Origin of the sequence: Dyella nitratireducens (assembly GCF_014642835.1) — a bacterium.
In the GTDB taxonomy this organism is placed as follows: Bacteria; Pseudomonadota; Gammaproteobacteria; order Xanthomonadales; family Rhodanobacteraceae; genus Dyella_B; species Dyella_B nitratireducens.
On record NZ_BMJA01000003.1, the window covers coordinates 260,570 to 272,378 of the forward strand.

7 protein-coding genes and 1 pseudogene are annotated in these 11,809 nt (G+C 61.2%); 1 reads left to right on the top strand and 7 read right to left on the bottom strand.

Going from position 1 to position 11,809, the window contains the following annotated elements; all coding sequences use genetic code 11:
- Positions 1-8: 8 nt before the first annotated feature.
- Together IEX75_RS17185 and IEX75_RS17190 are read right to left on the bottom strand one after the other, a co-directional pair.
- Positions 9-224 carry a DUF1656 domain-containing protein gene (locus IEX75_RS17185; protein ID WP_188796033.1) on the bottom strand — a complete coding sequence of 72 codons (216 nt, stop codon included), beginning with the start codon at positions 222-224 and terminating at the stop codon, positions 9-11.
- Positions 217-2,283, bottom strand: a complete 2,067-nt coding sequence (locus IEX75_RS17190) for an FUSC family protein (RefSeq protein ID WP_188796034.1) — start codon at positions 2,281-2,283, stop codon at positions 217-219. Before IEX75_RS17190 ends, IEX75_RS17185 begins: the two co-directional genes overlap by 8 nt.
- A gap of 349 nt (positions 2,284-2,632) precedes the next feature.
- Between IEX75_RS17190 and IEX75_RS17195 the strand changes: the two genes are divergently transcribed.
- Positions 2,633-3,496 carry a LysR family transcriptional regulator gene (locus IEX75_RS17195; RefSeq protein ID WP_188796036.1) on the top strand — a complete coding sequence of 288 codons (864 nt, stop codon included), beginning with the start codon at positions 2,633-2,635 and terminating at the stop codon, positions 3,494-3,496.
- Between the two features lie 22 nt (positions 3,497-3,518).
- Here IEX75_RS17195 and IEX75_RS17200 read toward each other — a convergent pair whose 3' ends face one another.
- The 5 genes and pseudogenes from IEX75_RS17200 to IEX75_RS17220 all read right to left on the bottom strand — a co-directional run.
- Positions 3,519-6,485 (bottom strand): bifunctional diguanylate cyclase/phosphodiesterase, encoded by a 2,967-nt coding sequence (locus tag IEX75_RS17200; protein WP_188796038.1) that lies wholly within the window; start codon positions 6,483-6,485, stop codon positions 3,519-3,521.
- A gap of 711 nt (positions 6,486-7,196) precedes the next feature.
- Positions 7,197-8,936 carry a histidine kinase gene (locus tag IEX75_RS17205; RefSeq protein WP_188796040.1) on the bottom strand — a complete coding sequence of 580 codons (1,740 nt, stop codon included), beginning with the start codon at positions 8,934-8,936 and terminating at the stop codon, positions 7,197-7,199.
- Between the two features lie 24 nt (positions 8,937-8,960).
- Complete coding sequence (gene nosR, locus IEX75_RS17210) at positions 8,961-10,367, bottom strand: response regulator c-di-GMP phosphodiesterase, NosR family (protein WP_229720923.1); 1,407 nt, start codon at positions 10,365-10,367, stop codon at positions 8,961-8,963.
- A gap of 90 nt (positions 10,368-10,457) precedes the next feature.
- Positions 10,458-11,309: an isocitrate lyase/PEP mutase family protein gene (locus tag IEX75_RS17215; RefSeq protein WP_188796042.1), complete on the bottom strand. Its 852-nt coding sequence runs from the start codon at positions 11,307-11,309 to the stop codon at positions 10,458-10,460.
- A 308-nt stretch (positions 11,310-11,617) separates the two neighbouring features.
- Positions 11,618-11,809: pseudogene (locus IEX75_RS17220) on the bottom strand (hypothetical protein); the annotation flags it as partial.

Sequence of the window (11,809 nt, forward strand, 5' to 3'; positions counted from 1 at the left end):
TCAAGGCATTACCCATAGTGAAAAAACCGATCGGCGCCGATGGTCAGCAGCCACCACAACAAGGCAAACAAAGCGAGTTCCCACACGCCTGCGTGCCCGAACACACCCGACCCGGGCACGCGTTGCCACCAACCGCGCAGCAGGTGCGCAAGCACACCGGCCACCACTGCCCAGACCAGCGCGGAGGGCAGATACACGCCGAATACGTGCAGTTCTTCAAGCATCGCCGGCCATCCTTGGAACAGGCGCAGTGGGAAACAGGTTGCAGCGCATGCCGACCAGAGCGAGCAAGGCGGGATGCGATGGTTCCGGTTGCTCCGCGGTGCACATGGCGGCAATGGCTTTGTCGAGGCTGGTAAGCAGTGACGTGGGGGGCGGCAGTAGCTCGCCCTTGCGACCGCGTGCTTGAAACAGGCTTGCGATGCCTTCGAGCACCTCGCGCAGCGTCGCCTGGATCGGCATGGGCACCGTCGATAGCGTCCGCCGAATCGCAATCACGTTGCGGCCGATACGCAGGTCTGCCAAACCATCCGCCGCATGCAATGCATCGCTGCCTTCGGCCACGGCCATGCGCGCGGCAATCTGGCCCAGGCGATCGATCGCCATGCTGGTCCAATGCACGGGCCGGAACGGCCGCGCCACCGACGCCATCTGGCCGATCTCGATCCAGTTGCCGCGGATCATGCGTTTGGCCGTCCAACTCACATTGACCGAACGGAACATCTTGGCCACGGCGATGGTAGCGATGATGCCGCCGACCTGTGCCAGGCCGACATTGATGAAGGTGGCGAAGTCGGCCATGAAACGATCAAGAAAACCCAGCGCCACGATCAGGCAGGAAAACATCGGCAAAGCACGCGCCGATAGCGACGGCGTGGCCTGGATGTAACCGATCCCCAACAACGCCGGCGCCAGCGTCACGATCAGCATCGCGCAACCGTCGACGCGTGGCAGTACGGCAAACAGATAAAACGCTGCGAGCGGAAACGTCAGCAGCGTTGCGCCGAGATAGCGGCCAAGTACTGGTGCTGGATCATCCTGCGTTGCAAACGAACAGGTGATCAGCGCTGCAAACGCCGCGGTCGCCGAACCATTGGGCCAGGCCAGCAGAATCCACACCGCGCAATACAGGATGATGGCCGTGGCGGTCGCCAGGCCCGCCAGCATTGCCAAGCCATGATCGCGCGCCAATGGAAACGATTTGTCGCGCTCCCTGCCCTGCTTCGGCTGCGCTGCTGGCGCGCTGCCAAGCTGTTTCACCAGCCGGCACGCTTCGACCTGCGCTTCGACGAATTCGGCCATGCGCACGCACAAGCTGGCGCGCAACAGATCACGCCAGAACAGCGGGTGTTCCTTGCGCTCGGCCAGCTTGCGGCAGCGCATGGCCAACGCATGTCCGGCGGCGTATTGCAGTTCGGCGGACTTGGTAAGCCATGCACGCGTTTCTTCGATCAGGCGTGCCAGTTCAGGATCAAGCGGTGCCAGGGCGCTAAGCATGTCCAGGCGGTTGGCTGCTGCCGACGCCAACGGCAGGATGGTAGCCAGTTGCTTCTGCACACCCAGCACCATGCGGCGGCCCGCCTTGGCCGGCCATGGATCGGCAGGCAAATGGATGGCCATCATGCCGAGTTCGGCGACATCCGCCGCGAGCATGCGGCGGTGTTCGTATTCGAGCCGCGTGTGGCGTTGCCCGAGTGCTTCGCGCGTCCATCGCGACGCATGCGCAAGAAACGAGCTGGCGCGGCCGTGGATGACCGGCTTCACGCTCCATGGTTGCAGCAAGCCGTGCGCGAAGCTGACGCAGGTGATGGCCACCGTCATTTCTTCCACGCGGGAGATGGTGGTCGTGAAGACGTCCGCAGGGTCATCCAGATAGGGAAAGCTGATCACCGCCGAACTGAAGGCCGCCATCTGGAACAGGAAAGCGCGTGGCGTGCGATCGAGTACCGCAAGGTAGATGCACAAGCCCGTCCATGCCGCCATGCACAGCACCAGCAGTTCCGGTGCATGCTGCAGGTTGGGCACCACCAGGATGGATACCGTGGCACCGGTGAGGATGCCGCCCAGGCGATAAAGCATCTTCGGCCGGAACGCGCCGGCCATCGGCTGCGCCGTGACATATACCGTCAACAGTGCCCACCACGGACGCGGCAGGCTGAATTCGAAGGCAATGAAAAGCGTGGCCGCCGCAGCCATGAAGCTGCTGAACGAAAACAGCAGTTTCTGCGGATCGAGCAGTAGCAAGGACCACGGCAATGATGCCGTTCGGGCGGTAGCAGGCATGGGGAAACGAAGCGAGCGTGCGAGGGCGGAGACCTTGTCGCCGCAGCGGCGGAATGCGCTTGCCGGCGAGCGCGCGCATTTTGCCTTATTAATCCGTTAAAGCTGAGATCAAAATATTGCTGGGTGTTAGCAATAAAAATGCGTTTAAGGCAAATAGCAGGCCCTTGAGCGTGCAGATCAACGCGAGAAACGGGTTTGCGCAGTTGGGTAGGTTGGGGTGCAAACCCCAACGTCGCCACGCATGAGTTCCCCGACGTTGGGGTTTGCACCCCAACCTACGAAGTGCCATTCAGTCCTATCCAGAAAAATAATAGAATTGTCCGCGCTTTCAATAACAAAAGTTTGCTAGATGGACGTCAACGCCGCCCGCACCTTCCTGGAAATCGTCAAAACCGGCAGTTTCGTCAGCGCCGCGGCCAACCTCAATCTCACCCAGACTGCCGTCAGCGCCCGCATCCGGGTGCTTGAGGAGCAACTGGACCAACCCCTGTTCGTACGCAACAAATCCGGTGCGCGGCTCACTACGGCGGGCGAGCAGTTTCTGCGCTTTGCCACCACCATGGTCCAGGTGTGGGAACGCGCGCGCAAAGCGGTCGCCTTGCCGCCGGGACGCGAGATGGTGGTTACCGTCGGCGCCGAACTCAGCCTGTGGGATCCGTTTCTGCGCGATTGGCTTTTCTGGGTACGCCAAGCCTGCCCCGAGTTCGCGGTAAGCGCACAGGTCGATGATGCCGAGCGATTGGTCGACCGCGTGCAGGCCGGCTTGCTGGACGTGGCGATCGTCTACGCCGCGCCACAACGCCCGGGTGTGATTGCCGAGCTTCTGTTTGAAGAAAAGCTGGTGATGGTCAGCACGACGGCAGACTACGGGCGCGCCCTGCAACCCGAAGATCATGTTCGCATCGATTGGGGCGATACGTTCGCCGCCAGCTACCAGGCGGCGTTTCCGGACCAGCCCAATCCGGTCGTGTCGATCAGCTACGGACCGCTCGCGCTCGACTACATTCTTGCGATGGGCGGCAGTGGTTATTTCCGCAAAGGCTTCGTGCGCCGCTACTTGAAAGATCGGCGCCTCGCCTTGGTGCCGGACAGCCCCGAATTTTCCTACTCGGCGTATGCCGTGCACTCGGCCAAGGCAGATAAAGGCGTGATGGAGCGCATCCGTGCCGGTCTGCGTGAGGCAGCCTCGCGGGCCGCATCGGAAACCGCCTGACAGGCGATTTTCGACGCGAGCGTCACCCTTGCGCCGCGCGAGGCGTGGTGGACTTGGTGCCGTGCCTGGCCAGTTGCGCCAACTGCCCCACATCGCCAGGCCGGCCAAGCCAATGGCCTTGCATCTCATGGCAGCCCAAGGCAGCCAGCTGTGTTGCTTGTTGCACCGTTTCCACACCTTCGGCCACCACGCGCTTACCGAGGCTGATGGCCAGGGCGATGATGGCGTGGATGACGGAGGCATCCTCGGGATCATCCGTCATGTGCATGACGAAGCTGCGGTCGATCTTCAGCGTATCGATGGCAAAGCGGCGCAAATAAGCCAGGCTTGAGAAACCGGTACCGAAGTCGTCGATGGAAAGCTTTACGCCGAGCGCGCTGAGGCCGGCGATGCGCTGCTGGATCGATTCGCTCGGCTCCATCAGCATGCTTTCCGTCAGTTCCAGTTCGAGCAGGTGCGGCGGCAAGCCGGTTTCGCGCAGCGACTCCATCACGAAGCTCAGGAAGTTGTCGCGCACGAACTGTACCTGCGAGATGTTGACGCTGACGCTCACGCCTTTCAGCGGACCATGCTGCCAGGCCTTGCACGCGCGGCAGGCTTCTTTCAAAACCCAGTTGCCCATGCCGAGAATCAAGCCGCTGGTTTCCGCGATCGGAATGAATACGTCCGGCAGGCAGACTTCGCCATCGGGCCGGCGCCAACGCATGAGCGCTTCGGTTGCGATGATCTTGCGCGAGCTGGTATCGACACGCGGTTGGAACTCCAGGAACAGCTCCGAGCGCATAAGCGCAAAACGCAGCGCGTTTTCCAGGTCGAACTCCTTCTGCGCATTGGCCTCCATCGCGGCGGTATAGAAGTGATAGTCGTTGCGGCCATTGCGCTTGGCCGCATACATGGCGATGTCGGCGTGGCGGATCAGCAGGTCGGCATCGTCACCATCATCCGGAAACATGCTGACGCCGATACTTGCCGAAAGCTGCAACTCCCTACGCCCTACCCGGATGGGTTTGCTCAGCATCTCCAAAGCCTTGGTCGCGGCGATGGCAGCATCCGACTTGTCGGACAGATCCGGCAACAGCACGACGAATTCATCGCCGCCAAGGCGAGCCACGGTATCAGCGCCTTTCACGACAGAAAGCAAACGGTCGGCGACTTGCTGCAGCAGTTCATCGCCCGGCCCATGGCCGAGCGTGTCGTTGATCTGCTTGAAGCGGTCCAGGTCGATGAACAACACCGCGAGATGATGCGCCGTGTGTTTTGCGCGGGCCAAGGCAATGTCGAGCCGTTCGAGCAGCAGTGCCCGATTGGGCAGCCCGGTCAGGGCATCGAAGTGCGCCAGATGCGCCATGCGTTCGGACAGCTCCAGCACCGCACTGACGTCGCGCAATACCAGTACCGCCCCCATCACGTCCTCGCTGCTCGAACGGATCGGCGTTGCCGAGCATTCGATGGCATGACGCGTCTCGTCCTTCAATTCCAGCGCGCATAGAAAAGGACCTTCCGGCAGACCGGACTGCAGCGCCATGCATGCCGGATGCATCTGCGTCATCCGCTCGCCTTCGCGCCATAGCGGCAGCTGCTGTTCCAAGGTCCGCTCGTTTGGCGCAATGGAGCGATCAAGCAGCGCTCTGCCGGCGGGATTAGCGAATTCGAGTTTGCCGTTGCGATCCAGCGTAAAGACCGCATCCCCGATCACCTGCAAGGTCACGTCCGTCATCAGACGTTCCTGCCGCAAGGCATCTTCCGCGGCGACGCGGGCGGTTACGTCGCGCAGGGTAAGCACGACGCGATCGGGCTCCTCGTCGATGACGCCACCGGTGGCCTCCACATTGCGAAACGTTCCGTCGGCATGACGCATGGTCAGCAATGCCGTGGCGGGCGGCTTCCTTTGCAAAAGCTGCGTCCAAAGCTCACGGGCAATGGCCTGGCTCTTCTCGTCGATCAAGCTTTCCAGCGAGCTTTCAACCATCTTGACGGCCGGGTAGCCAAGCATGTCCTGGATGGCCGGCGACACGTATTTGCAGTAGCCATCGGCATCCAGCAGCAGCACGATGTCGTGCGAGTGTTCGGCCAGCATGCGGTAGCGCGCTTCGCTTCCGCGCAAGGTGCGGGCAAGCCGGCGCCGCTGCTCCATGGAAGCGGTCAGCGGCAGCACGACCGACATGCAAGACAGCACGCACAACTGCAACAACAACGCACTCCATGCCGGGAGCGGTGCCTGATGGTGGATCGGCCCATAGCCTGCCGCTGTCGCTACCGCGCCCACGGTGGCCACGGCGATGATGCCCGCGATCACCCAGCGGCGGTTTCCCGTCAAGGCCAGCAGTACGAGCGGCGGAAAAACAATGAACAACACGGGAAGTGTGGGTTGAACGAATGCGATGGCCGATGCGCCGATCAGTCCCAGCAAGGCCTGCGCGCAGCGGTGCGTACGGCGCCTGGACAAACCTGGCTCGCGATGCCAGCGCAGCACTTCCATGGTGAGCGGAACGGCAAGCGCGGTCCCCATCGCATGGGTCACGAAACGAAGGCCGCCGGTTTCCCAGGAATGCGGATGCCCGGTCAGGATCAACCAGGGGAATACGGCGAGCGTCGATACCAAGGGCGCGACAAGCAGCGCCCAGATGATGAAGCGTTTGGTGCCATAAGGCGTTTCCAGATGCGTCGCGCGATCTTTTTTTGACAGCGCCCAGAGCGCGATACCCATTTCCAGGGCGTTGCCCAGGGCTCCCACGAGACTCTCTTCGACGGATATCCCCATCGCCATGTTGGTGAGCCAGATCGTGCAGCAGGCACCGGTCACCAGCGCCACAGCACCGCGCCGCGCGCGATGCATCAACACCGCCAGGCAAATGCCATTGCCCAGACACAAGGCCGGCAATGACTTGCTGCCCCCCATCTTGTACAGCCACAACGACAGCAGCGTCACCGCGACAACCGCAGCCAGCGGTGGCAGCAAGCTCTGGATCTGGCGCTTGATGGTGTTCATGGCGCGGGTGTGGGGTCCCCTGCTTCGATCTGGTGAACAGCAAACTCGGCAAGCCGGCACGATGCTTATGGCACGGCCTGGCACTTCTTTTATCGAGAATGAAGCAACCCGCGTGCCAAGCACGGAGAGGCGCCAGCGCTTCCTGGCTCCCGATCCATGCAGGCAAAGGTGCCCTTCTTGGTACATGTGTGCCGCTCCCCTGCATGCATTTCCATGAATGCTGTTTCAGGGCGAGTCGTCATACCGGCGACGGCCTACTGCTGTCCGGGGAAGTTTCGTAGTACTTCACCGTCATTCCGGCGTAGGCCCACTGCTGTCCGGGAAACTTTTAGCTTGCCGGATCGCCCCCTCCCCTACGTGTAGTAGGGGAGGGTTGGGGTGGGGTGAAGCAACCTTGCGAGAGATTCCACCATGTAAGACGCTTGTTCCGGCGTAGCTGGAAGCGAGCTTCGCTCGCATCACCCCAGCCCTCCCCTGCACGCAGGGGAGGGAGCTGTTTCCAGCTAGCTAGTTGACGTCGCCTTGAACAAACTTTTTTAAGTCTCCTGTCGTGCGAATTCACGCGAACGTATCGGCGACCAAGCGCATCCCATTTCTTTCGCGAATTTTCCCCGGACAAGAATGGGCCTTCGCCGGAATGACGATGAGGCAAGACTGATTTTTTTGCAGCGAATGACGTTTCGAAGGTAAAAGCGTAAGCTTGCATCCCACCTATGCAGGTCGATCGCTGCGCCTCACCGGAAGTGTCACGGTAAACGTACTGCCATGACCGGCACAGCTCTGCACATCGATGCGTCCCCGATGATGCTCGACGATCCCGTGCGAAATCGACAAACCCAGCCCCGTACCCTGCCCGATCGGCTTGGTGGTGAAAAAGGGATCGAAGATCCTGCCCAGCACGTGATCGGGTATGCCGGCACCGGTATCGGTAATGGCAATGGATGCGCTGTCACCGTGGCACGCGGTGCGAATCGTGATCGTGCCCTGCGTCTTGATCGCCTGTGCCGCGTTCACCAGCAGATTCATGAAGACCTGGTTCAACTGCGCCGCGTTGCACTCGATCAGTGGAAGATCGCCGTATTCCCGCACGACGTCGGCTTTGTATTTGATCTCGTTGTGCACGACGTTCAACGTGCTCTCCAAGCCGGCATGCAGATCGGCAAACGCCCGTTCGTCGCCGCTAGGGCGGGAGAAGTCGCGCAGGTCGCGCACGATCTGGCGCACGCGCACGGCTCCTTCGAGCGACTCTTCGATCAGCATCATGATGTCGTTGCGCACGTAATCGAGGTCGAGGTCGCCCGCCATCTGCGCAACCGGCGCCAGCATGCTGGCAGCGGGGGCGCCGGTTACCGCCTCCTGCGCAACGATCACCTCCAGCAACTGCCTGACCCAGCCCTTCAGCGTATTGAGATTGGCATGGACAAAGCTGATCGGGTTGTTGATTTCATGCGCCACACCGGCGGCAAGCTGGCCGATCGAAGCAAGCTTTTCGGTTTGCAGCAGTTGCAGATGGGTGTCTTCCAGCGCATGGATCAGCCGGCGCTGTTCTTCCTTTTCGATTTCAAGCCGATGCTGCGCCACTTTGCGCTGCTCGATCTCTTCCTCCATCATCTCGCGCGCCTGCTCGAGCGCGAGCACCGTGCGCTCGTATTGGCGAAGCACGCCTTCGAGTTCGCCGGTGCGCCGTTTCACTTGCGCTTCGAGTGCGTCGTTTCTTCCACGCAAAAACGTCGTGCGCGCGTCGAAGCGCGATATCACCAGCGTGGTGGTCAAAATGGTGGCCGTAAAAAGCGCGATCATGCCGCCCAGCCATGGGCCGCTGACGCCATTGACGGTGGTGCAAATGGCATTCACCGGAAAATGCGCGGCAGCCATACCCGTATAGTGCATGCCGGTCACGGCAACCCCCATCACCACCGCCGCGCCGATCCGTTTCACGATCACGCGGGAGGTATTCTCGGTACTGAGCCGATGTGCAAGCCACAGCGCCGCGGTCGACACGGCTATGGCGATCAGCACCGAAACCACGACCAGCACTGGGTCATAAACGATCGGCGGCTCCATTTGCAAAGCCGACATGCCGACATAGTGCATGCCGGCAATGCCAAGCCCCATCAGTACACCGCCCAATGCCAGCCCTTCACGTTTCAGCGCAGGCCGGGTAATGGCGTTGAGTGCAAAATACGAGACGACCATGGCAATCGCGAGCGACAGCAAGGTCATCCGAACGTCGTAGCCGAGCTGGATCGGCATGGAGAGCGCGAGCATGCCGATGAAATGCATCGCCCAGATGCCCGCGCCCATCGCGGCAGCACCTGCGGCCAGCCAGCCAACTCGCAGGCGCCGATCGAGCAACGAGATAAGCCCGCTCAAGTCCAGCGCGGTGTAGGAGGCCAACGTTGCAATGATGAGGGATAGCGCGACGAGCGAAAGGTCGTAAGTTCCGGTCATGGCGCCGCCTCGCTGACCTGCCGGCTAAGCGGAGGCCTGCGGGGCAGCAGGCATGGCATCGGCGATTTCGATGAAAATCTTGAACGGCGCCCCTTCCTGGGATTCGTAACGCCGAACGACGGACGCCTGATAATCCGACACCACGCTGCCCTTCGTCATCAACAGCACACCGCGGCTGGTGCGCAGATCGTCGGCAAGGCGCATGCCCGGCACCAAATCGCGACTGGCAACCTGCCGGTAGAGTGTCGAGCCGCCCAGCATCGATGGATCATTCAACAGCAGCAGGAATTGCTCGACCACCTGCGGGTCGTAGCGCAAGCCCGACTGCAGCTTGATCAGTTCGACAGCTTGCTCAGGGAGCAAACGTTCCCGCGCGATTGCACCGCTTTGCAGCCCTTCGTAATCCCGTGCTACAGCAAGGATGCGCGAGCCGAGAGGAATGTTGCCTTCCGCCAAACCATCCGGCGTGCCTCGCCCATTGAAGCGTTCGTACTGGTGCAGAATGATGTGCGCGACCTGGCTGAGCTGCGCTACCGGCGTCAGCAGCATTTGCGCGCGCAGCGGGTGGCGGTAGTACGTGTGGGCCTCTGCAGGCGTCATCCGATCGATGGATTTATGCAGGATCTCATCCGGCAGCGACAGCTTGCCGATGCCGTGCAGCAGTCCCGCAAAATAGAGATCCTGCGCATCAAGACCATCCAGTCCAAGCGCAAGTCCCAGGTGCTTGGCCAACTGGCCCACGCGATGCGCTTCGCCGCCCATGGCGCCGCAACGCAGTTCGATCATGCTGGCGCCAACCTGCACCATGGTCATGAAGTTGCGCCGCAAATCGCGCTGCGCATCTTCGAGGAACATCACGGTCTGACGGATTTCCTCGGTGCGGGACTTCACCTTCGCTTCCAGCTCGGCGTTGAACGCAGCGAGCTCGTCGTTCTGTTGCTGCGTAAGCGCCAATAGCCTGGCGGTTTCCTTGCGCAACCGTTGCTGCTCGAGCGCCTGCCGGATGGTGAGGAGCAGATCGTGCTCATCCCATGGCTTGTTCAGATAGCGGTAGATACCGCCTTCGTTGACGGCTTGCACAACCGCTTCGATTTCCGAATAGCCGGTCAGCAGGATGCGTACCGTGACGGGATAAAGCGCCTGCGCGCGCGATAAAAGCTCCGCGCCGGACATGCCGGGCATGCGCATGTCTGAAATGATCAGGTCCACGTCTTGCGTGGCGAGCACGTCCAGGGCGGCCGCGCCGCTGTTGGCCGTCAGCACCTGATAAGACGCGGTATGCAGCATGCGCCGCAGTGCGGAAAGCACGCTCGGCTCGTCATCGACGACAAGAATCGCCGGTTTTTTTGGCGTTCCTTCGCTCCCGCCGGAAACGGGTGCCGAAACGCGTGCCTCCATCAGTGAGAGACTCGTATCGTCAGGCGCGTTCACAAAAGTGCCTCATGCGTGGCTTGATGAGGTTATCGACGGCTGCCTGATGATCCTTTAGTGCCGGTTTTTCTTCACATTTTCGTCACGCCGTTACGACGAACGCTGCTCGCAATCCGCACTGAAAAACGTATCCAGGTCAGCGTTGGAAATACGCCCTTTGAATCCATCAAAACGGCCTTCCGTGGCGATTTCGGTGGCCGTGCGGATAAAGGCATCCATCGCCACGCGTGCCAGCGCACCACCCACGCTGATGCGGCGCACGCCCATCGCGGCCAGGTCATCCACGGTGAATCCCGATGAGGCGATGGCAAGCACATTCACCGGCAACGGCGCGACGGCTTTCACCACGGCCTCGATCTGTTCGCGCGTGGTGAGGCCTGGCGCGTACAAGCAATCGGCACCGGCCTCGGCAAAAGCTTGCAAGCGCCGGATCACCTCGTCGAGATCGGGCACGCCGCGAATAAAACCTTCTGCACGAGCCGTGAACACCACCTCGCCACCGGCGTGATCGATCGCGGCACGGGCAGCCTTGACGCGTGCTACGGCAACATCAAAATCGTAAAGCGGCGTGACGCCGTTATTGGGCGAATCTTCGACCGACAGCCCTGCAACGCCAGTCTCGATGCACCAGGCTACGTTTTCAGCCACGCCATCGGGATCATCGGCGTAAGCGTTCTCGAAATCCGCGTTGAGCGGAACATCGGCAGCAGCCGCCAGTTCGCGGAAATGCGCAAGCACCTCATCCAGGCTTTGCGCACCATCGGCATAACCCAGCGAATGCGCGTGACCGGCACTGGTCGTGGCCAGCGCCTTGAAGCCCAGGCCCTGCAGATAACGCGCGGTGCCGATGTTCCAGGGATTCGGAATGACGAAGCAGCCAGACGCGTGCAGGGTACGAAATGCTTTGCGCTTGTCGGACACGGAAGGCTTGGCGACGCTCATAAAGGAGTCCTGTGTGGGGAAAGTGAGCAGCAAGCGATTATGGCCATAGGCTGCGCGCAAAGCCTGTAGTGTCTCGACGTTTTTTCGTATTTCTGCCGAAAAGTCGAGGTTCATGGCGATTTTGTTTCACCGCGTATCGTCATTCCGGCGAAGGCCGGACGTAGCGCGAAGCGCGGAGAACGTCCGAAGGACGGCCCCGAAGGGGTGAGCGAAGCGAATCATCCATCGCCAGTACGAAGCATGGATTCCGGCCTTCGTGTACAGACCGGACACATGGTTTACAGGTGTGCCAAGAGATGGTGGACACTTTATCGCACGGATCGCATGTCGATGGTCTGCAAGCGATGGTGATTGAAGAACAGATCGTAGACACCGTCTTCGGTGGGCCGTGGTCGCGCGGCAATGGTGTGTCCATAGAGCGCCACCGAGACGGTCAGCGGGTGGCCCAGAAGGCGTATGCGCCCGCGCTGATGGACGCGAATGAGGAGGTCGTCGGGACT

What these genes read in the sequence shown, in the direction of transcription:
- IEX75_RS17185 (WP_188796033.1), bottom strand. Translation starts at nt 224, where the DNA reads ATGCTTGAAGAACTGCACGTATTCGGCGTGTATCTGCCCTCCGCGCTG.
- IEX75_RS17205 (WP_188796040.1), bottom strand. Translation starts at nt 8,936, where the DNA reads ATGACCGGAACTTACGACCTTTCGCTCGTCGCGCTATCCCTCATCATT.
- IEX75_RS17215 (WP_188796042.1), bottom strand. Translation starts at nt 11,309, where the DNA reads ATGAGCGTCGCCAAGCCTTCCGTGTCCGACAAGCGCAAAGCATTTCGT.
- IEX75_RS17190 (WP_188796034.1), bottom strand. Translation starts at nt 2,283, where the DNA reads ATGCCTGCTACCGCCCGAACGGCATCATTGCCGTGGTCCTTGCTACTG.
- IEX75_RS17195 (WP_188796036.1), top strand. Translation starts at nt 2,633, where the DNA reads ATGGACGTCAACGCCGCCCGCACCTTCCTGGAAATCGTCAAAACCGGC.
- IEX75_RS17200 (WP_188796038.1), bottom strand. Translation starts at nt 6,485, where the DNA reads ATGAACACCATCAAGCGCCAGATCCAGAGCTTGCTGCCACCGCTGGCT.